Here is a 20,153-nt window from a genome sequence, read left to right as displayed (position 1 = left end):
AGGCCACTCCGGCGCATCCGTGGGCCTGGTCGTATTGTCGTTGCCGCAGTATCACCGCATCGCTTGCCGATGCTCAACCGGCAGTCATCCGGCAGTTACGTAGTTGCGACATGAATAAAAAAGCCCCGGTCTCCCAGGGCCTCTGTTGCCAAGGCGTCTGCCTACGCCTGCCCGGTACGCTCGAAGCGCCTGGCCAGCAACAGGTAAGCGAGGATCCCCAGCACGCCATGGGCGGCCACGAACCAGAGTGCGTTGTGGAACGAGCCGGTACTGGCTACCACGTAGCCGATCACCAGTGGGGTGACGATGCCGGCAATGTTGCCGATGCCATTGAACACACCACCGCACAGGCCGACCATCTTCTTCGGGGCCACATCCGACAGCACCGCCCAGCCCACCGCTGCCAGGCCCTTGCCGAAGAAGGCCAGGGTCATCAAGGCGATCACCGCCGCGTTGCCATCCACATAGTTGGCCAGCACCAGGCTGGTGGACAGCGCCATGCCAATGATGAACGGGGTCTTGCGCGCCCTGGACGGGTGCACGCCACGGCGGATCAGCCAGTCGGATACGAAGCCACCCAAGATGCCGCCCGTAAAGCCGCAAATGGCCGGCAACGCGGCCACCCAGCCAGCCTCCATGATGGTCATGCCACGGCCCTTGATCAGGTAGATCGGGAACCAGGTGATGAAGAAGTAGGTGAGCGCGGTGATGCAGTACTGGCCCAGGTACACCGCCCACAGGTTGCGGCTGGTAAACAGTTGCGCAAGCTCTGCGCGGGTCGGCTTGCTCCTGGCGGCCTTGCGTTCCTGTTCCAGGTCGACCAGGGCGCCACCTTCACGCATGTAGTCCAGCTCTTCGCGGCTCAACCCCGGCGCGCTGTGCGGCTCATGGTACAAACGGAACCAGACCACGCTCAGCAGCAGCCCCAGTACGCCCATCCAGATAAACACCTGCTCCCAGCTCATGGCGTGGGTCATCCACGCCATCAAGGGGGCGAACACCACCACCGCCATGTACTGCGCCGAGTTGAACAGTGCCGATGCCGTGCCACGTTCACGGGTCGGGAACCAACAGCTGACAATGCGTGAGTTGGCGGGGAAGGCCGGCGACTCCACCAGGCCGAGCATGAAACGCATGGAAAACAGCGCCACCGCCGCCGAGGCACCGGCCAGCCCCATCCAGCCCACGGTGCCTTGCAGCAGCGTGAACAACGACCAGAGGATCAGGCTGATGCCGTAGACACGCCGGGCACCGAAGCGGTCGAGCAGCCAGCCTCCGGGCACTTGGCCCAGGGCGTAGGCCCAGGCGAACGCGGAGAAGATCATGCCCAGCATGACCGGGTCCAGGCCAAGGTCCGCGAGCACCTCGGTGCCGGTGATCGACAAGGTGGCGCGGTCGGCGTAGTTGATGACGGTGATGACGAAGATAAGTGCCAGGACCAGGAAGCGATGGCGACCGATCCCGGCCACGGCCTGCGATGCGGCGACGGCGGATTTGCTGTTCATGTGGACCCTCTTGCTTCTCGGTGGAAGCGATTGTTCTTGTGCGCAGAAGGGGTGGCCCTTGGGGCCTTTGTGTTGCCTGTGCTGGCCTCTTCGCGGGCATGCCCGCTCCCACAGGTACTGCACAATGCTCAGGCCCTGTATCACGCCTGTGGGAGCGGGCGTGCCCGCGAAAGGGCCCTAAAGGTGAACCACCCGATTCGGCGGCAGCTCACCGCAGAAACAGGCTTCAAGGTTGAGCAAAACCATGCGCCCCATCTCCAACCGGGTCTGCAACGTGGCGCTACCCCGATGTGGTTGCAGGCTGACCTGGCTCAGGTCCAGCAAGGCCGGGGGCACATACGGTTCATCTACGAACACATCCAGCCCGGCACCGGCGATGTGCCTTTCGCGCAAGGCCTCGACCAGCGCGTCTTCATCCACCAACTTGCCGCGCGCTACGTTGACCAGGTAACCCTGCGGCCCCAGTGCCTCGAGCACCTCAGCCGTCACCAGCACCTGCCCGCCATCGGCGGCAGCGGCGACCACCAGCACATCCACGGAGCGCGCCAGCGCAACCAGGTCCGCTTCATAGCGGTACCCCGTTTCTGGCTGTTCACGCCGCCCGTTGTAGGCGATGTTCATGTCAAAGGCAGCGGCGCGGCGGGCGATTGCCTTGCCCACCTGGCCAAGCCCGAGGATACCCAGTTCGATACCACTGACCCGGCGCGCCAGCGGCAGGTCGACCTTGCCCCACAAACCGTCGCGCACCAGCCGCTCGCCCTCGCCCAGGCGGCGCAAGGTGTTGATGATCAAGCCCATGGCCAGGTCGGCCACATCGGCGGTGAGCACGCCCGGCGTGGTGGTGACGTGAATACCGCGGCTGGCCGCATGGCGCAGGTCCACGGCGTCGGTACCAATGCCGCTAATGGCGATGACTTCAAGGGCGGGCAACTGATCCATCAGCGCGTTGGACAGGCCCTTGGCGCCACCTGTGACAACGCCACGAATGCGCGGGCCGGCTTCGTCGAGCAGTTGCTGCGGGCTGGCATGCTGATACAGGCGGTGCACCTGATAGGCACTGGCCAGTTGCGCATCGATGGCCTCAGGTACGGGTTGGGTCAACAGCACTTCGATGGGGGTGTGGTTCATCGTGGGCATCCGGCAGTTCGAAGACATGAGTCGATGCTAGGCCCGCATTTGATACAGGTCTAATATAGATGCTGGATCGAATAATTCAGGAATTGAATCGTGGAATTGCACCAGTTGCGCTGTTTCGTGGCGGTTGCCGAAGAGTTGCATTTCGGCCGCGCCGCCACCCGCCTGCACATGACCCAGCCGCCACTGAGCCGGCAGATTCAGCTGTTGGAGCATGCCCTGGGTGTCTTGCTGCTCGAGCGCAACAACCGCCAGGCGCGGCTTACCCTGGCGGGTGCGAGCTTCCTCGAAGATGCCCGGCGCATCCTGCAGATTGCCGACTCGGCCAGCCATTCGGCGCGGCGCATCGCCCACGGCGAAGCAGGCCGCCTGACCTTGGGTTTCACGGCCGTTGGCGCCTACAGCATGATCCCGCGGTTGCTGGTGCACGCCGGGCAGACGCTGCCGGATATCGAACTGGTGCTCAGCGAGCGTGTCTCCAGCACGCAGGTGCACGACCTGGAAGCGGGGCTGATCGATGTCGGCCTGGTGCGCCAGGTGCTGCCCAGCGCACGCGTGGAGTACCTGCCGATTCACCGCGAACCTTTCGTCGCTGCCCTGCCCGCCGGGCATGCGCTGGGGGCGCGCGAACGGCTCAGGCCGAGCGACTTCGACCAACAGCCGTTCGTGATGTACAGCGCCAACGAAGGGCGCTATTTCCACGACCGTATCGCCAACCTGTTTGCCCGGCATGAGGTGCAGCCGCGGTACTTGCACCAGCTGGGACAGACGCATTCGATCCTGGGCCTGGTCAATGTGGGGCTGGGGTGCGCAGTGGTGCCGGCTTCGGCGCAGGCCCTGCGCCTGGAGCAGGTGGTGTTCAGGCCGCTGATGGGGATGGAGCAACAGGCAGAAATCTTCCTGGCGTTCTGCCGGGACAACCCCAACCCGGTGCTGGGGGCATTCGTGGAGATGGCGCGGGCGTTTTTTGAACAGGGTTAACCTGTGCCGGCCTCTTCGCGGGTGAACCCGCTCCCACAAGGTTTGCACAAATTTTGCGCGATAAGCAGTACCTGTGGGAGCGGGTTCACCCGCGAAGAGGCCAGCCGCCTTAACGCACCAGGCAAGGCCGCTTGTTATCAAAGCTCCAGCCCGGAATCAGGAACTGCATCGCCACGCTGTCATCCCGCGCCCCCAGCCCCATGTTGCGGTAGCACTCATGGGCCTTGGCCAGTTGGTCTTCATCCAGCTCCACCCCCAACCCCGGCCGCGCCGGCACATGCACATGCCCATCGACAATGCGCAGCGGCTCGCGCGTCAGGCGCTGGCCGTCCTGCCAGATCCAGTGTGTGTCGATGGCCGTGATCTCACCTGGCGCGGCAGCCGCCACCTGGGTGAACATCGCCAGCGAAATATCGAAGTGGTTGTTCGAGTGCGAACCCCAGGTAAGCCCCCAGTCGTTGCACATCTGCGCCACCCTCACCGAGCCCTGCAAGGTCCAGAAGTGCGGGTCGGCCAGCGGAATGTCCACCGACTGCAGCTGGATCGCATGGCCCATCTGCCGCCAGTCGGTGGCGATCATGTTGGTAGCCGTGGGCAAACCCGTAGCGCGACGGAACTCGGCCATCACCTCGCGGCCCGAGTAGCCGTTCTCGGCGCCGCACGGGTCTTCGGCATAGGCCAGCACATCGTGTTTGTCGCGGCACAGGGCGATGGCTTCCTTGAGTGACCAGGCACCGTTGGGGTCAAGGGTGATGCGCGCTTCGGGGAAGCGTTCGGCCAGCGCCGTCACCGCTTCCATTTCTTCTTCACCTCGCAGCACGCCACCCTTGAGCTTGAAGTCGCTGAAGCCGTAACGCGCCTTGGCTGCTTCTGCCAGGCGTACCACCGCTTCCGGGGTCAGGGCCTGCTCGTGGCGCACACGGAACCAGTCGTCGTCACTGTCCGCTTCGTTGCGGTAGGCCAGGTCGGTCTGCTGGCGGTCGCCGATATAGAACAGGTAGCCGAGCATCTTCACCGCATCACGTTGCTGGCCCTCGCCCAGCAGTGCCGCCATTGGCACATTCAGGTGCTGGCCCAGCAGGTCGAGCAGCGCCGACTCGATGGCCGTCACAGCATGCACGGTGATGCGCAGGTCGAAGGTCTGCAGGCCACGCCCCGCCGAGTCGCGGTTGGCGAAAGTCTGGCGCATGGCATTGAGCACGCGCTGGTAATGACCGATCGGCTGGCCGACCACCAGGCTGCGGGCGTCTTCCAGGGTCTGGCGAATGTTTTCGCCACCAGGCACTTCGCCCAGGCCGGTGTTGCCAGCGCTGTCACGCAGTATCACCACGTTACGGGTGAAGAACGGTCCATGTGCGCCACTGAGGTTGAGCAGCATGCTGTCGTGGCCAGCCACCGGAATCACGCGCAGGTCGGTGACCACCGGGGTGCTGGTATGAACGGCGGGTGTTGTCTGCATATTCATGGTTGTTGTCTCGCAGTCGTCAGTGGGTCTGGCCCAGGGCCGAAGGGGCCTTTAGGTCATCGGAAGGGGCGCCCTTGGGGCGTGTACGTACGAAGAAGATGGCAATCGCCGCCAGCACCGAAGTCACCGCCAGGCCATACAACCCGCCCTGGATCGAACCGGTCTGCTGCTCCAGCAGGCCGAAGGTGGTGGGGGCGACGAAGCCGCCGAGGTTGCCGACCGAGTTGATCAGCGCAATCACCGCGGCCGCGATGCGCGCATCCAGGTAGCCCTGCGGGATCGGCCAGAACAGCGACGAGGCCGACTTGAAGCCGATAGCCGCAAAGCACACGGCGACGAAGGCGAACACCGGCCCGCCGGTGGTGGACATGAACATGCCGATGGCAGCAATCACCAGGGCACCCGCCACCCAGGCCTGCTGGAACTTCCAGCGTGCAGAACCGGCAGCGAAGGCATACATGGCCAGGATCGAGATCAGCCACGGAATAGAGTTGAAGAAGCCCACCTGCAAGTCGCTGAGGTCGCCCATGCGCTTGATGATGCTCGGCAGCCAGAAGGTGGCCGCGTAGATGGTCAGCTGGATGCAGAAGTAGATCAGGCAGAACAGTACGATCTGGCGGTCCTTGAGCAGGCTCCATGCCGACGGCTTGACCGCACCAAGCGCCTCGCGCGCTTGCTGTTCACGGTCGATGGTAGCGACCAGCGCATCCTGCTCGGCCTGGCTCAGCCACTTGGCGTCCTGCGGTTTGGAGTCGAGCCAGAAGAACACGAAGAAGCACAGCGCCACCGAGGCCATGCCTTCGATGAACAGCATCCACTGCCAGCCGTGCAGGCCCAGCCCCTGAATTTGCATCAATGCCCCGGCCAATGGACCGGAAATCAGCGAAGCCAGCGCCGACCCGCTCAGGAAGATGGCGATTGCCTTGCCGCGCTCGGCCGCCGGCAACCAGCGGGTGAAATAGTAGATCACCCCAGGGAAGAAGCCTGCTTCGGCCACGCCGAGCAGAAAGCGCAGTACATAGAACTGGGTTTCGTTCTGCACGAAGGCCATGGCCGTAGCCACCAGCCCCCAGGTGAACATGATGCGGGTCAGCCACAGGCGGGCACCCACCTTTTGCAGCAGCATGTTCGAAGGCACCTCGAACAGCGCGTAGCCGATGAAGAACAGCCCGGCACCAAAGCCGAAGGCCGCAGCGCTGATGCCCAGGTCGCTTTCCAGGTGCGGGCGGACGAAGCCGATGTTGACGCGGTCGAGGTAGTTGACGATGAACATGATGACGAACAGCGGCAGGACGTGGCGCTTGACCTTGGCCACGGCGCTGGCCAACGCGTCGCCTTCATTCCGGGCAGACGGAGCGAGGGTGTCGTTCACTTGTGGATCTCCCACTAATTGTTTTTGTGCGGGTCGGGGTTGTCTGACATGGCAGTGGGGATGAGCATATGCCCCGAGAAGTTGTACGACAAGATCAACAACATCGTTGAAATGGCAAAATACAAGCTATCACAATGCCAATTTGCTTCGATCTTGCAAAAACAACCTCTCTAAATGCACCCTTGCCTGGCGAAAAATTGGGCAGAAAATATTTTTATCAATTAACTTGTCGTACAAGTACAACAAGAAGTGGATCACAGCATGCTCCCTGATCACGCGCACAAACGCGGCCACAGCCGCGCCCACGACCTAGTCTCCAGCCTGACCCAGCAGATTCTCTTGGGCACCTTCAAGCCGGGCGACAAACTGCCGTCGGAGAACACTTTGGTACGCGAGCACGGGGTCAGCCGCACGGTGGTTCGCGAAGCCTTGTCGAAGTTGCAGGCCTCGGGGCTGGTGGAGCCGCGCCACGGTATCGGTACATTCGTGATGGCGCGCCAGGCCCAGGCCGGGTTGCGCGTTGCAGCGGAAAGCGCAGCGAATGTGCGTGACTTGCTGGAGCTGCGGATTGGCCTGGAAGGCCAGGCTGCCGCGCTGGCAGCGCTACGCCGCGATGAAGGGCAGTTGGCGCGCATGCGCCAGGCACTGGATGACTACCAGGACCTGGCGGCGGCAGGTGACAGCTGCATCGAGGCCGACCGGCGTTTTCACCTGCTGATTGCCGAGGCCACCGGCAACCTGTATTTCACCGAGATGCTGCTGCAGCTGGGCAACGGCCTGATTCCGCGTAACCGCATGGCCCAGGCCGAACGCAGCGGATCGAAGATGGCACGGCAGGCGTACCTGGCCAACCTGGAGCACGAGGCGATCCTCAATGCCATCCGCCGGCAAGACCCGGATGCTGCACGCGCGGCGGTGTGCCTGCACCTGTCCAACAGCCGCGACCGGTTGTTGCCCGACTGACTGCCAAGTGGTGCACAGCCTCCGGCCCTGATGCGGTCCTTGTAGGAGCGGCCTTGCGTCGCGAAAGGGCTGCAAAGCAGCCCCGACAATTTTACGGGACTGCCAAGATCTTGGGGCCGCTGCGCGCCCCTTTCGCGACACAAGGCCGCTCCTACAAGGGACAGCGTCAGCCCAGGAGTCAAACCAACGCCCGATCCACCAGCACCTGCAAACGCCCCTGCGAGCAACGCTCCACCCGTGCCTGCACGCCATACACGTCAGCCAGCAGCTGCGGCCCCAGCACCTGCTGCGGTGCCCCGCACGCCACAACCCTGCCCTCGCGCAATACCACCAGCCAGTCGGCATGGCTGGCCGCCAGGTTGATGTCGTGCAGCACCGCCACCGCCAGCAACCGGTGCGCCTGCACCCGCTCGCGCACCGCATCCATCACCCGCAGCTGGTAATGCAGGTCCAGCGCGCTGGTCGGCTCGTCCAGCAACAGCACCTGCGGGTTGCGCGCCAGCAGTTGGGCCAAGGCCACCAACTGCCGTTGCCCCCCCGACAAGCTGTCCAGCGAACGCTCGGCCAGCCCTTCGATACCCAGCTGGCGCAACGCCTCGAAGGCGCAGCCCAGCAGGTCGTCACTACCACTGACCCGCAACGCCGCAACGATGCTCTCCAGCACCCCCAGCGCAATACCGGGCGGCAACTGCTGGGGCATGTAGGCCAGGCGTCGCGAGCGCTCGGCAAAGCCCAGCCGGGTCACGTCCTGCCCGTCCAGGCTCAAGCCACCGCGCATTCGCTCCAGCCCCGCCAGCGCCCGCAGCAGCGTGGACTTGCCCGCACCGTTAGGCCCGACCAGTGCCACCAGGCTACCGGCCGGCAGCGCCGGCAAGCTCACCCCATGCAGGATCTGCCGGGTGCCATAGGCCACCGAAACCCCTTCGATCAACAGGCTCACAACCTTCTCCCCCGGCGAAACACCAGCACCACGAACACCGGCACGCCGACCAACGCAGTCACGATCCCCACCGGCACAATCACACCGGGCAAGATCGCCTTGCTGACCAGCGACGACAACGACAGCATCAACGCCCCCACCAGCGCACTGGCCGGCAACAGGAAGCGCTGGTCCTCGCCCACCAGCAAGCGGGCAATGTGCGGCCCGACCAGGCCGACAAAACCGATAGTGCCGACGAACGCCACCGCCGTTGCCGACAACAGGCTGATACGCAGCAACGAGGCCAGGCGCAGGCGCCGGGTGTCCACACCAAAGCTGCGCGCGCGGTCTTCACCCATGCGCAGCAGCGTCATGGCCGGCGCCGCCCGCAGCGAGAACGGCAACAGCAGCGCCAGTACCAGGGCCAGGATGCCGAGCTTGTTCCAGTCGGCCCGGGCCAGGCTGCCCAGGGTCCAGAACACCAGTTGCTGCAGCACGTCTTCGGTGGCCAGCAACTGCAGCAACGAGACCAGTGCGTTGCAGCTGAACACCAGGGCGATGCCAAACAGCACCAGGCTTTCCACCCCCGCGCCGCGCAGGCGCGACATCGTCTGCAACAGCACCACCGACAGGCAGGCGAAGACAAATGCCATCACCGTCACTTGCGCACTCGGCGCGAACCAGGCGATGCCCAGCGGGTAGGCAATCGCCAGTGAGGCGCCGAGTGCCGCCGAAGACGACACCCCCAAGGTAAAGGGGCTGGCCAGCGGGTTATCAAGGATCGCCTGCATCTCGGCGCCTGCCAGCGCCAAGGCCGCCCCTACCAGCACAGCCATCAACGAGTACGGCAAGCGCACGTTCCAGATGATTACCCGTTCGGTGGCGCTCAACGTGGTCGGGTCGAAGATGCCGTGCAGCAACTGCCCCAGGCTCATGCCCGAGGCACCGCTGGCCAGGTCACCGAGCACCGACAACAGCAGCAGCAAGGCCAGCCCCACCACCAGCACCGTGCGCCGCCACAACAAGCGGCGGTAATGCCAGGCCGCCTGCGCGGCGCCTGGCAATGCCTGCGCGGTCACTGGGCGGTGATCCAGTACTGGCCATCCAGGCCTACCTTGAGCATCCGGTTGATCTCGGCCATGGTCACCTGCGGGTCGACATCCTTGAAGCGCTCCGGGTGTACCCAGCGCGCCATCGCTTCGACCGCGAGGATGTTGAACGGCGAGTTGTAGAAGTCATGCCACAGGCCATGCGCCTGGCCTGCCTGGATCGGCCGCAGCGGGGCGAACTCGGGGCGAGCAGTGATCTTCGCCAGGCTCTGGCGTGCGGTGTCGGTGGACACGCCGGCGCCCAGCAACACGCCCGGGGCACGATTGCCGGTGGCGATATACACATCCGGGTCAGCCTTCAACACGTATTCGACGCTGACATCGCCGAGCGCACCGGGCACCACATCGGCACCGATGTTGTGCCCACCCACGGCCTCGACCACGCTGCCCAGGCCGCTTTTGCCGGTGGTATGCCCCGGCGCCTGCCACACGCCCGCCAACAGTTCGAGAAACACCTTGGGCCGTTCGCTTTCTTTCAAGCCGGCCACGCCGTCGGTGATGTGCTGCAGGTGGCGGTCGTACAGGCTCAGGTACTCCTGCGCCTGCTGCTCACGCCCAAGCAAAGTGCCCAGCGCCTGCATGCTCACCCGGGTATTGCGGATCGGGTGCACGCGAAAGTCGATGAACAGCACCGGCACCCCGGCCTTTTCCAGCAGGTCAGCCACCGGGCTGTGCTGGGTCGGGCCTTCACCGGCGATGCTGAAGATCGCCAGGTCAGGCTTGAGCGCCAGGATCTGCTCGGCGCTGACACTCTGCTCGGAGGCCTGGCCGATCAGCGGCAGCTTGGCCACCTGTGGGTACAGGTTGGCGTACACCTCATAGGTGTGAGGGTCGAGCAGGCGCATGTCGTTCTGCCAGCCGACCACCCGCTGGAACGGGTTGTCACGGTCGAGCAGGGCCAGGGCAAAGAACAGCCGCCCCTCGCCCAGCACGATGCGCTGCGGTGGGTGGTCGACGTCGACCTTGCGCCCGAGCACGTCGGTCACTTCAACGGCACTGGCCGCCTGGGCGAAGCCGCAGCAGGCCGCCAGCACCAGCAGCATGGGCAGCAAGCGCCGCCAGGAACATGGATGGGTCATACAGAAACTCCCCTAGTCAGGTATCGCCCCAGCGACGGAGCAGGTTGTGGTACACCCCGGTCAACTCGAGCAGCGAGCCCGCGTCTGCCCCTTGGGTGGTGAGGCGCTGGATGGCCACGTCCATGTCCAGCAACAGGCCGCGCTGGCTGTCTTCGCGCACCAGGCTTTCGACCCAGAAGAATGCCGCCAGGCGCTCGCCCCGGGTCACCGGCTGCACCCGGTGCAGGCTGCTGCCCGGGTACAGCACCAGGTGCCCGGCCGGCAGCTTCACCTGGCGCTCGCCAAAGGTGTCGCGAATTACCAGTTCGCCGCCGTCGTAGCTGTCTGGGTCGGCCAGGAACAGGGTTGCCGAGAGGTCGGTGCGCACCCGCTCGCGCACGCCCTTGATGCCGCGAATGGCGTTGTCGATGTGAAAGCCGAAACCCTCGCCCTGGCCATAGCGGTTGAACAGCGGCGGGTAGATGCGTTTGGGCAAGGCTGCCGACATGAACAGCGGGTTGTCCGACAGCCGCTGCAGGATCAGCCCGCCAAGCTGGCGGGCGACCGGGTCGTCCTCGCCCAGTTGGCGGTTGTGCTTGGCCTGGGCCGACTGCACGCCGGCCGTGGCCTTGCCGTCGACCCAGGGTTGCGCCAGCAGTTGCTGGCGCAGGGTGTGCAGTTCATCGGCACTGAACAGCCGGTCGATTTCCACCAGCATCAGAAGCTGTAGTCCACGCTGGCGGTCAGGGTGCGCCCGGCCCCCGGGATGCCATACAGCTGGAAGCCATCGAGCGAGGCACCGACCCGGCTGTAGTAGAACTTGTTGAACAGGTTCGACACGTTGAGGTTGACCGTGGTCTGGCTGTCGACCTTGTATCGCGCGGCCAGGCTGTGCAGCCAGTACGACGGTGCTTTCTCATGGTCGCGGGTGGAGATTGTGTACACCCCGGACGGGCCGTCGGCGTAGCTGCTGTTGTTGTTCAGCCCGCCCACGTACTTGTTGTCGCTGTAGCGGCGGCGGCCTACATAGTCGGCGCCATAGCTGACGCTAAGCTGGTCGGTAAGGTCGTAGGTGGTCCACAGGTTGGCGGTCAGGTCGGGGACGTTCTTCGCCTCTTCGCCCTTGTTGACGCCTTTGGTCTGGCGGCTCTTCATCGCCGCGAAACCGGCATAGGCCGACCAGCGTTCAGTGAGTTGCCCTTGCAGGCCCAGCTCGATGCCGCCTACCCGCTTGGCCGGCAGCGAACGCACCGGTGCGCTTTCGCCTTCGGTGTATTCCCAGCTGTCTTCCAGCTCGGTGCGGAACAGCGCAGCGGTGAGGTTCAGGCGCTCGTCGAACAGCTCCCACTTGGTGCCCAGCTCGTAGGTCTTCGACACAGCCGGCTTGTAGTCCTCGGTGCTGGCCGCGCCGTAGATCTGGTTGTTGGTGCTGGCGCCCACCGCCGACGGTTGCGCCGCCTGGCTGTAGGACGCATAGATGCTGCCGTTGGGCAACGGCTTGTAGACCAGCCCGACACGCCCGCCAAAGGCATCGTCGCGGGTACTGCTGCTGCCGGTGGTACGGTCGGTGTCGACCTGCCAGTGGTCGTAGCGCAGGGCGGTCAGCAGTTGCCATTGCGGGCTCAGGGTCATGGTGTCGGACACATACAGCGCCGCATCCTTGACCACGCTGCGCGGGTCGCCATAGCCCTTGTCGGTGGACACCGAAGCGAAGTGGTGCGACGGGTTGCCCATGTCGAAGAACATGTCGCCGTCCGGCACGTCCAGGGTCTTGTGCAGGCCGCCGTAGGTTTCACGGTACAGCTCGATACCAGTCACCGCTTCGTGGTGGATGCCACCGGTGTCGAGGTTGAAGCGCAGGTCGGTCTGGTTGTCGATGATCTCGTAACGCTTGGACTGGCCGAAATCACTGCCACGCAGGTAGCCGTAGCCGCTGCTGCTGTTGGCGTAGTCGGTGTAGGCGTTGATGCCGTTGACCGAACTCAGCCCGCCAACGCCCACGTAACCCAGGCTGGCGCAGCGGGTGCCGGTACAGGTCTTGTTGCCATCGGCGTCGGCAGCAATGAAGCGCGCAGGCGACAGCACCGCCCAGTTGTCGGTCTGCTGCCAGCGCAGCTGGTTGCGCAAGGTCAGGTCGTCGCTGAAATCATGCTCGAACAGGCCGGTGAGCGAGCGGGTTTCGCTGCGCTGGGTATACAGGCTGGAATCGCCGTACCAGGCATCGCGGGACACACCCGGCATACGCTTGCCGTTGGTACCGCGCTGGATCGGCACGCCGCCGTCGGGGGTGTTCTTGTCCTTCTGGTAGAAGGCATCGAGGAACAGCCGGGTATCGGTACCCAGGCCAAAGCCGAACGAGGTGGCGAAGCCCCAGCGGTCGTAGTCCACCTCGTCACGCTCGGATACCGCGTTGTAATGCTTCATCAGGTTGATGCGCACCGCCGTGGTGTCGTTGAGCTGGCGGTTGATGTCGGCGGTCAGGCGCTTGTAGTTGTCTGTGCCGATACCGGCAGACAACTTGCCGGCATCGCCCAGGTGCGCGCGCTTGCTGACCAGGTTGACGCTGCCGCCCACCGCAGACACGCCCGACTCCACCGAACCGGTGCCCTTGTACACCTCGGCCTGCTCCAGGTTGAAGGTGTCGTTGCGGCTGGCCATGCCGGCATCGCGCACACCGTCGACGGTCATGCTCTGCTCGGCGGCGAAGCCACGGATGGAGAACAGGTCGCCCCAGCCCAGGTTGCCCTCGCCCGACATGAAGGTGATGCCCGGCACGTTGCGCAGCACGTCCTGCAGGCTCTGGGCGTTCTGCTCTTCGAGCACGGCGCGAGGGACTACACTGATGCTTTGCGGTGCGTCCAGCAGCGGCGTGGTGATCTTGCTCGATGTCACGCTGTCGACCTTGTAGCGGTCCTGCTTGCCGGTGACTTCGGTAGCGGGCAAATCGACAGCCTGGGCCGGCATGACGCAGGCACCGAGTACCAGGCCAAAGGCCGGCGCCAGGGTGGTGGCCAGCCGCTGGGAGGACGCATGGGGCATGTGAATTCCTTAAAGAAAATCAGTCTCATTTGTGTTGCGGAATTCTAATGACGCCCGGCAGCCCGCTTGTGTCCGCGAATGTATTGCCGTGCAGGCCAATGGCCCGGCAACACATTCCATTACATTCGCCCGGCAAGGCGCGGTGTAAGGTGCCCTCCCGAACTGCTCCCCGGCCCTGTTGCCAAGGCTCCGCATGACCAAGCCCGACCACATCCTGATCGTCGATGACGACTCCGAGATACGCCAACTGCTGTCCACTTACCTGGCTGAGGCCGGCTACCGTACCTCGGTGGCCGCCGAAGGCCGCGAGATGCGCCGCCGGCTGGACGAGCAACGGGTCGACCTGGTGGTGCTGGACCTGATGCTGCCTGGTGAAGACGGCCTCAGCCTGTGCCGCGACCTGCGCGCACGCAGCAACATCCCGGTGATCATGCTGACCGCCCGCGGCACGTTGGTGGACCGTATCGTGGGCCTGGAGATGGGCGCCGACGACTACCTGGCCAAGCCCTTCGACCCACGTGAACTGCTGGCACGAATCAAGGTGGTGTTGCGCCGCACGCAAAGCTTCCCCGAACGCGCCCGGGTCGACGACGTCAGCCGCCTGCGCTTTGCCGGCTGGCGCCTGGACACCACCACCCGGCAGTTGCGCTCGCCGGCCGGGCTGGTGATCAGCCTGGGCAATTCCGACTACCGCCTGCTGCGCCTGCTGCTGCAGCACCCCAACCGGGCCTTGAGCCGGGACTTTTTGCTCAACCACGTGTTCGACCGCGAGCGCGAGCCGTTCGACCGCAGCATCGATGTGTGTGTCAGCCGGGTGCGCCAGCACCTGGGCGACGACCCGCGCAACCCCGCGCTGATCCGCACCGTGCGCAACGAGGGCTACATGCTAACCGTCGATGAGGTGGCCAGCGAATGAGGCGCTGGTGGCCACGCTCGCTGCAGGGCCGCATGGTGATGATCCTGGTCGGCGGCGTGCTGGCCTCGCAGTTGCTGACCAGCAGCATCTGGTACGAAGTGCGCCAGACCCAGGTGATGGAAATACCGCTGCGCCTGCTTGCCGGGCGCATGGCCGACCTGCTGCAGGTCGCCCGCAACCAGCCGGCCCAGCTGGATGCCTTGCTCGCCGGCATGGAGTCGCCACGCTGGCATCGCCTGCCAGCGGCAACGGCGAACATGCCAGCGGCTGATCCGGCGCACGAACAACTGCTGCGTGGCTTGCTGGCCGCGCGCAATGCAGGCGATGCGCAGGTGCGCTTGCTGGGCCTGCAGCTCATCGGCCCCGATGGCCACACCGGTGGCGCGCCCATGTTGCTGCGTGGCACCCCCGCCAGTGTCCGTGCCGAGGTGCAGTTGACCTTGCCCGATGGCCGCTCACTGTTCCTGCAAGCCACCGAAGACCAGGGCTGGCGCAATGCTTCGATCGGCTCGCTGGTGTTCGACTTCATCTTGCGCATCTACCTGCTGCGGACCATTGCCGTGGTGCTGATCGCGCTGTTGGCGGTGCGCCTGGCCTTGCGCCCGCTGAAGCAGATGGCCGCCGCCGCCGAAGCACTGGGCCAGGACATCCACCGCCCACCGCTGAGTGTGGATGGCCCGCAGGAAGTGCGCCGCGCAGCCCAGGCATTCAATGCCATGCAGCAGCGCCTGATCGACAGCATTGCCGAGCGCACGCGTTTTTTTGCGGCGGTGTCCCACGACCTGCGCACGCCCATCACCCGCCTGCGCCTGCGAACCGAGCTGCTGCCTGAAGAAGCCATGCGCCAGCGCTTTCGCAGCGACCTGCAGCACATGGAAGACATGGTCTCGGCGAGCCTCGACTTCCTGCGCAGCGGCGAGCTGGAGAATGTCCGCGAGCCGGTGGACATCGACGCGTTGCTGCAGGGGCTGCAGGCCGACTTCGAAGACCTCGGTTGCGTAGTGCACGTGACCGGCCATGCCCTGCCCTACAGCGCCCACCCCAGTGGCCTGCGCCGTTGCCTGCAGAACCTGCTGGAGAATGCCCGGCGGCATGCGCCCGGGCCTGTGGATATCGAGGTACGTGACACGCCGGACCGCTTGCGTATCGAAATTGGCGACCGTGGCCCGGGGATCGAGCCTGAGCATATGCAGCGGGTGCTGGAGCCGTTCTACCAGGCCGACCCGTCACGCAGCGGTGGCGGCCACGGGCTGGGGCTAAGCATTGCCGCCAGCATTGCCAGCGCCCATGGCGGCAGCCTCAAGCTGGGGCCGCGCATGGGCGGAGGGTTGCTGGTAACCCTCGACCTGCCAAGGCAGCTCTCATAGAACAACATTCAATTCATTGAGTTAGCAGGGACCTGTGGGAGCGGGTTTACCCGCGAATGCAGGCGTAAAGCCGGCATCGCATTCGCGGGCGCGCCCGCTCCCACAGGCGATCACCGCAAGGGCTGATTACCAGGTCAGGCAGATCTTGCCGAAATGCCGGTTGCTCTCCTGGTAACGGAACGCCTCGACAATCTGTTCCAGCTCGAAATGCTTGTCCACCACCGGCCGCAAACCGTTGGCATCAATGGCCCGCACCATTGCCTGCTGCTGCGCACGGCTGCCCACCAGCACCCCTTGCAGGCGGATCTGCCGCACCAGCGCCTGCACCAACGGCAGTTGCCCGGCCACTCCGGTAAGAATGCCGATCAGCGACACATGCCCACCAATGCGCGCAGCAATCATCGATTGCTCCAGCGTCGCCGGGCCGCCCACTTCGATCACATGATCAACGCCACGGTTGCCGGTCAGCTCGCGCACTTTCTCGCCCCAGGCCGGGGTGCTTTTGTAGTTGATCAGGTGGTCGGCACCCAGGGCCTTCAGGCGCTCCAGCTTGGCGTCGCTGGACGAGGTGGCAATGACGGTCGCACCGGCCAGCTTGGCGAACTGCAGGGCGAAGATCGACACCCCGCCGGTACCCTGCACCAGCACCGTGTCGCCGGGCTTGAGGTGATCGTCGCTCATCAGCGCACGCCACGCCGTCAGGCCGGCGGTGGTCAGGGTAGCCGCCTCGGCATGGCTGAAGCCCTTGGGTGCCAGGGTGAACGCTGTGGCGCGGGCGGTGACCTGTTCACGGGCGTAGCCGTCGATGCCGTCACCCGGTACCCGGGCAAAGCCCTCGACATTGGCCTGGCCATCAAGCCAGTCGGGGAAGAAGGTGCTGACCACGTTGTCGCCAACCTGGAACTCGCTGACGCCAGCGCCCACTGCGGTCACTTCGCCAGCGCCATCGGCCATGGGAATGCGCCGCTCACTCGGGCCCCACATACCGCTGACCACAGCGAAGTCGTGGTAGTTGAGGGAGCTGGCGTGCAGGCGCACGGTGATCTCGCCGGCCTGGGGTGCAGCGGCCTCGCTGGTGCCGACCTCGACCTTGTCGTAGCCGCCGCCGGGTTGAACGTAGATGGCCTTGCTGGTCATGGGTGGGTCTCCGTATCAGAGTGAAGAATGGGGTTCAGCATAGACAGGTCTGGCCTCTTCGCGGGTGAACCCGCTCCTACACTGTTGCGCGATCCTTGTAGGAGCGGGTTTACCCGCGAAGAGGCCCGCCCAGGAAACACAAGACTCAGCCCAGCATCACCTTCAACGCCCGGCAATCCGCCGCATGCCAATCCACCAGCTCCGGCCAAGGGTTGTCCGGCAAATTCACCAGCACCGTCCGCGCCCCCGCAGCCCGCCCGCAATCCAGGTCAAAGCGGTAGTCGCCCACCATCACCAGCTCGCTCGGCGCCACGCCCCAGGCATGGGCAATCTTCAGCAACCCATCCGGGCTCGGCTTCGGTGCCGCCTCGTCACGCCCAAGAATGTGCTCTACCGGGAAGCAGTCCGCCAGGCCGATGGCCTCCAGCGTCACATGCGCCAACTCACGCGCATTGCGGGTCAGGATGCCCAGCCGGCAACCGCGTTGGGCCAGCTCGCGCACCAGTTCCACTGCCCCGGTGGCGGCGGTGGAGGCAATTGCCAGGTCACGCTCGTGTTCCAGCAGCCACGCATGCTTTGCCGCAGCTTCCTGCGCTGGCAAGGCGGCCAGGTGGGTAAGGATGTCGTCTTCGGCCGGAATATCCAGTGCCACGCGAATGGCGGCAAAGTCGTGCACCGCCACGGTCAGGGTGCCGTCCATGTCGAACACCCAGTTGCGCACCTCGCCCAGGCTCATGCCCAGTCCTTGCGATGGCGAATCAGGCCTTCCTGGCTCGACGATGCCACCAGTTGCCCGGCCTGGTTGAAAATACTGCCACGGCAGAAGCCACGGGAATTACCGGCCCAGGGGCTGTCGGTGGCATACAGCAGCCACTCGTCGGCGCGCAGGTTGCCGTGGAACCACAGCGAGTGGTCGAGGCTGGCGATCTGCATGTCGCGCTGCCACACCGACTTGCCATGCGGCAGCAACGAGGTGGTCAGCAGGCCGAAGTCCGAGGCGTAGGCCAGCATATACTTGTGCAGCGCCGGTACGTCGGGCAGGTTGCCGTCGGCACGGAACCAGGCGTACTTCACCGGGTCGCCCGGCTTGGGGTTGAACGGGTCACGCTCGGTAACCGGGCGGATCTCGATCGGCTTGGCGCACAGCACTTTGTCGCGAATGCGCTCGGGCAGCTGGTCGGCCATGGCCCGCGCCAGCTCGACTTCGGTGGGCAGGTTTTCCGGGCCGACCACGTCAGGCATCTGCGCCTGGTGCTCGAAGCCTTCCTCGTCGTACTGGAACGAGGCGCTGCAGGTAAAGATGGTCTGGCCCTTCTGGATCGCCGTCACCCGCCGCGTGCTGAAGCTGCCGCCATCACGCACGCGGTCTACCGAGTACACCACCGGCAGGCTGGCATCGCCCGGGCGCAGGAAGTAACCATGCAGCGAGTGCACATGGCGTGCGTCCTCGACCGTCTGGCTGGCGGCCGACAACGACTGCCCCAGCACTTGCCCGCCGTACAACTGGCGGAAGCCCAAGTCCTGGCTGCGTCCACGGAACAGGTTCTCCTCGATGGACTCGAGGCTCAACAGATCGACCAGGTCGTCCAACACATGACTCATCGGGGGTTCTCCTAGCAAGGCAACACGTCTCTACAGCACTCTTTATGAGGGCAAATAATACAGGGTTTGTCATTCGCGCCGGGCATGGCCGTGCATTCAGGCGCGCAGGGTGCGCTCCCAGTGCGCACGGTCGATGCGGTACAGCACATGCGGGCGCAATGGGTGGCCTTCAGGCAGGCGGGGGTGTTCAAAGCTGCCGGCCAGGTCCTGCTGCATGCCGATGGCTTGCATGACCTTCTGCGAGGGCAGGTTGCTCTCGCTAGTGAACGACACCACCTCTTCCAGGCGCAATTGGGCGAAAGCACAACGCAGGCAGGTCCACGCCGCTTCGCTGGCAAAGCCCAGGCCCCAGTGGCGGCGGGCCAGGCGCCAGCCGATCTCCACGGCCGGTGTGAAGTCGGCATCAAACCCAACATGCAGCAAGCCGGTCATGCCGATGAACGCGCCGCTGTCCTTGCGCTCCAGGGCCCATAACCCAAAACCGTATTCGTTGAAGTGCCCGCGTATCCGGCCAATCAACGCGGCAGCTTCCAGGCGCGTCAATGGCGCTGGAAAGTAACGCATTACCTGCGGGTCGGCATTCAGTGCGGCGAACTCGCGCAGGTCGTCGTCGTGCCATTGGCGCAGCACCAGCCGTGCGCTTTCCAGTTGAAGGATAGGGGTCATCGGGCCTGCTCCGCTTTTGCCGTGTTGCAGTTTACAGCGTAGGCGCGGGCAAGGGTTTCACCCAGCCGGCAACAGCCGAATGCAATTTTCACACGCCCTTCACCGGCTCCCGACAGCTCGCTTAGCAAAATGCCGCCATCTCTGCCGTGCCAGCCACGGCCATGCCAATGGAGCAACGCATGCTATCGAGCAATACCCTGGGGCATTCTGCCATTCACGCACGGCGCAAGCGGCGCCTGTCGCGCAAAGCCCTCGGTGCCGCCCTTGGCCTGTGCATGGTCGTGGCGGCCTTGACCACCTGGCTGGCGACGAGGACGCACATCGTGGACCTTGGCAACGAGCAACAATTGAGTGACAGCGGCCTGCTGCAGGACTGGGCCGACGGCGCAGTGATCGTGATGATCCGCCACGCCGAACGCTGTGACAGCGCCCCCGGCCCCTGCCTGGACGACCCGACCGGCATCACCGTGGCCGGCAGCCAGGCCGCCAGCCGCGTCGGCCAAGGGTTGCACCAGTTGGGCCTGGACAACACCGACCTGCTCAGCAGCCCGAAACTGCGCACCCGCCAGACTGCGCATTTCATTCTTGGCCAGGTGGCGACCAGCGAAGACTGGCTGGAAAGCTGCGACAGCCAGTTCGCCAGCGAAGCACTGGCCAACAAACGCGCAGGGCATAACCTGGTGCTGGTGACCCACAACGGTTGCATCGACCATTTCGCCCGCCAACAGAACGTCGTGGGGGGCGAGCGTGCAAGCGGCTACGCCAGTGCGCTGTTCGTTTCGGTGGATGGCAATGGCAAGGCGCGCATCCTCGGCCGCCTGAATGAACCCGACTGGCAGCGGGTGCTGGCCAGCGCCGCCAGATAACCTGACGCGTTCCCTGTAGGAGCGGCCTTGTGTCGCGATGGGCTGCGAAGCAGC

General features: G+C 64.9%; 18 protein-coding genes. 5 read left to right on the top strand and 13 right to left on the bottom strand.

Going from position 1 to position 20,153, the window contains the following annotated elements:
- Positions 1-161: 161 nt before the first annotated feature.
- Positions 162-1,505, bottom strand: coding sequence for an MFS transporter (locus IAE39_RS18005; RefSeq protein WP_201205003.1), 1,344 nt, complete (start codon positions 1,503-1,505; stop codon positions 162-164).
- 177 nt (positions 1,506-1,682) lie between these two features.
- Entirely contained in the window at positions 1,683-2,633 is a 951-nt protein-coding gene (locus IAE39_RS18000) for a 2-hydroxyacid dehydrogenase (protein WP_201205001.1), read from the bottom strand.
- 99 nt (positions 2,634-2,732) lie between these two features.
- Between IAE39_RS18000 and IAE39_RS17995 the strand changes: the two genes are divergently transcribed.
- Positions 2,733-3,620 carry a LysR substrate-binding domain-containing protein gene (locus IAE39_RS17995; RefSeq protein WP_201204999.1) on the top strand — a complete coding sequence of 296 codons (888 nt, stop codon included), beginning with the start codon at positions 2,733-2,735 and terminating at the stop codon, positions 3,618-3,620.
- 109 nt (positions 3,621-3,729) lie between these two features.
- Here IAE39_RS17995 and gudD read toward each other — a convergent pair whose 3' ends face one another.
- Together gudD and IAE39_RS17985 are read right to left on the bottom strand one after the other, a co-directional pair.
- Entirely contained in the window at positions 3,730-5,085 is a 1,356-nt protein-coding gene (gudD, locus tag IAE39_RS17990) for a glucarate dehydratase (RefSeq protein ID WP_201204997.1), read from the bottom strand.
- Between the two features lie 19 nt (positions 5,086-5,104).
- Entirely contained in the window at positions 5,105-6,457 is a 1,353-nt protein-coding gene (locus tag IAE39_RS17985) for an MFS transporter (protein WP_201204995.1), read from the bottom strand.
- 261 nt (positions 6,458-6,718) lie between these two features.
- Here IAE39_RS17985 and IAE39_RS17980 point away from each other — a divergent pair, with 261 nt between their 5' ends.
- On the top strand, positions 6,719-7,420 hold the full coding sequence (locus tag IAE39_RS17980) for a FadR/GntR family transcriptional regulator (protein WP_201204993.1): 702 nt from the start codon (positions 6,719-6,721) through the stop codon (positions 7,418-7,420).
- Positions 7,421-7,598: 178 nt separating this feature from the next.
- On the opposite strand, the gene IAE39_RS17975 is transcribed toward IAE39_RS17980, so the two are convergent.
- The 5 genes from IAE39_RS17975 to IAE39_RS17955 are packed head-to-tail and all read right to left on the bottom strand — an operon-like array spanning position 7,599 to position 13,545.
- A complete protein-coding gene (locus IAE39_RS17975; protein ID WP_201204991.1) occupies positions 7,599-8,360 on the bottom strand; it encodes an ABC transporter ATP-binding protein in 762 nt (253 codons plus the stop codon).
- Positions 8,357-9,418, bottom strand: a complete 1,062-nt coding sequence (locus IAE39_RS17970) for a FecCD family ABC transporter permease (protein WP_201204989.1) — start codon at positions 9,416-9,418, stop codon at positions 8,357-8,359. Before IAE39_RS17970 ends, IAE39_RS17975 begins: the two co-directional genes overlap by 4 nt.
- On the bottom strand, positions 9,415-10,527 hold the full coding sequence (locus IAE39_RS17965; RefSeq protein ID WP_442968453.1) for an ABC transporter substrate-binding protein: 1,113 nt from the start codon (positions 10,525-10,527) through the stop codon (positions 9,415-9,417). Before IAE39_RS17965 ends, IAE39_RS17970 begins: the two co-directional genes overlap by 4 nt.
- A 16-nt stretch (positions 10,528-10,543) precedes the next feature.
- On the bottom strand, positions 10,544-11,224 hold the full coding sequence (locus tag IAE39_RS17960) for a Fe2+-dependent dioxygenase (RefSeq protein WP_201204987.1): 681 nt from the start codon (positions 11,222-11,224) through the stop codon (positions 10,544-10,546).
- Positions 11,224-13,545, bottom strand: a complete 2,322-nt coding sequence (locus IAE39_RS17955) for a TonB-dependent siderophore receptor (RefSeq protein WP_201204985.1) — start codon at positions 13,543-13,545, stop codon at positions 11,224-11,226. Before IAE39_RS17955 ends, IAE39_RS17960 begins: the two co-directional genes overlap by 1 nt.
- Positions 13,546-13,738: 193 nt before the next feature.
- On the opposite strand from IAE39_RS17955, the gene IAE39_RS17950 reads away from it, so the two are divergent.
- A complete protein-coding gene (locus tag IAE39_RS17950; protein WP_201204984.1) occupies positions 13,739-14,461 on the top strand; it encodes a response regulator in 723 nt (240 codons plus the stop codon).
- On the top strand, positions 14,458-15,828 hold the full coding sequence (locus IAE39_RS17945) for an ATP-binding protein (protein WP_201204981.1): 1,371 nt from the start codon (positions 14,458-14,460) through the stop codon (positions 15,826-15,828). The genes IAE39_RS17950 and IAE39_RS17945 overlap by 4 nt, the downstream gene beginning before the upstream one ends.
- Positions 15,829-15,954: 126 nt before the next feature.
- On the opposite strand, the gene IAE39_RS17940 is transcribed toward IAE39_RS17945, so the two are convergent.
- From IAE39_RS17940 to IAE39_RS17925, 4 genes are all read right to left on the bottom strand, one after another.
- Positions 15,955-16,965 (bottom strand): zinc-dependent alcohol dehydrogenase family protein, encoded by a 1,011-nt coding sequence (locus tag IAE39_RS17940; protein WP_201204979.1) that lies wholly within the window; start codon positions 16,963-16,965, stop codon positions 15,955-15,957.
- Positions 16,966-17,110: 145 nt separating this feature from the next.
- Positions 17,111-17,701, bottom strand: coding sequence for an HAD family hydrolase (locus IAE39_RS17935; protein WP_201204977.1), 591 nt, complete (start codon positions 17,699-17,701; stop codon positions 17,111-17,113).
- Entirely contained in the window at positions 17,698-18,567 is an 870-nt protein-coding gene (gene tesB, locus IAE39_RS17930) for an acyl-CoA thioesterase II (RefSeq protein ID WP_201204975.1), read from the bottom strand. The genes IAE39_RS17935 and tesB overlap by 4 nt, the downstream gene beginning before the upstream one ends.
- A 96-nt stretch (positions 18,568-18,663) precedes the next feature.
- Positions 18,664-19,233 (bottom strand): GNAT family N-acetyltransferase, encoded by a 570-nt coding sequence (locus IAE39_RS17925; protein ID WP_201204973.1) that lies wholly within the window; start codon positions 19,231-19,233, stop codon positions 18,664-18,666.
- 179 nt (positions 19,234-19,412) lie between these two features.
- Here IAE39_RS17925 and IAE39_RS17920 point away from each other — a divergent pair, with 179 nt between their 5' ends.
- Positions 19,413-20,099 (top strand): histidine phosphatase family protein, encoded by a 687-nt coding sequence (locus tag IAE39_RS17920; RefSeq protein ID WP_201204971.1) that lies wholly within the window; start codon positions 19,413-19,415, stop codon positions 20,097-20,099.
- Positions 20,100-20,153: the final 54 nt, after the last annotated feature.

Source organism: Pseudomonas sp. S37 (assembly GCF_016658545.1).
Lineage (GTDB): Bacteria > Pseudomonadota > Gammaproteobacteria > Pseudomonadales > Pseudomonadaceae > Aquipseudomonas.
Note: the sequence above shows the minus strand (reverse complement) of the source record. Positions and strands in the feature narration are given on the sequence as shown.

Bases quoted from the DNA above. Each gene is read 5' to 3' on its own strand.
- IAE39_RS17945 (WP_201204981.1), top strand. From the start codon at position 14,458: ATGAGGCGCTGGTGGCCACGCTCGCTGCAGGGCCGCATGGTGATGATC.
- IAE39_RS17965 (WP_442968453.1), bottom strand. From the start codon at position 10,527: ATGACCCATCCATGTTCCTGGCGGCGCTTGCTGCCCATGCTGCTGGTG.
- IAE39_RS17925 (WP_201204973.1), bottom strand. From the start codon at position 19,233: ATGACCCCTATCCTTCAACTGGAAAGCGCACGGCTGGTGCTGCGCCAA.
- IAE39_RS18005 (WP_201205003.1), bottom strand. From the start codon at position 1,505: ATGAACAGCAAATCCGCCGTCGCCGCATCGCAGGCCGTGGCCGGGATC.
- IAE39_RS17980 (WP_201204993.1), top strand. From the start codon at position 6,719: ATGCTCCCTGATCACGCGCACAAACGCGGCCACAGCCGCGCCCACGAC.
- IAE39_RS17935 (WP_201204977.1), bottom strand. From the start codon at position 17,701: ATGAGCCTGGGCGAGGTGCGCAACTGGGTGTTCGACATGGACGGCACC.
- tesB (WP_201204975.1), bottom strand. From the start codon at position 18,567: ATGAGTCATGTGTTGGACGACCTGGTCGATCTGTTGAGCCTCGAGTCC.
- IAE39_RS17950 (WP_201204984.1), top strand. From the start codon at position 13,739: ATGACCAAGCCCGACCACATCCTGATCGTCGATGACGACTCCGAGATA.
- IAE39_RS17955 (WP_201204985.1), bottom strand. From the start codon at position 13,545: ATGCCCCATGCGTCCTCCCAGCGGCTGGCCACCACCCTGGCGCCGGCC.
- IAE39_RS17960 (WP_201204987.1), bottom strand. From the start codon at position 11,224: ATGCTGGTGGAAATCGACCGGCTGTTCAGTGCCGATGAACTGCACACC.
- gudD (WP_201204997.1), bottom strand. From the start codon at position 5,085: ATGAATATGCAGACAACACCCGCCGTTCATACCAGCACCCCGGTGGTC.
- IAE39_RS17940 (WP_201204979.1), bottom strand. From the start codon at position 16,965: ATGACCAGCAAGGCCATCTACGTTCAACCCGGCGGCGGCTACGACAAG.
- IAE39_RS17920 (WP_201204971.1), top strand. From the start codon at position 19,413: ATGCTATCGAGCAATACCCTGGGGCATTCTGCCATTCACGCACGGCGC.
- IAE39_RS18000 (WP_201205001.1), bottom strand. From the start codon at position 2,633: ATGAACCACACCCCCATCGAAGTGCTGTTGACCCAACCCGTACCTGAG.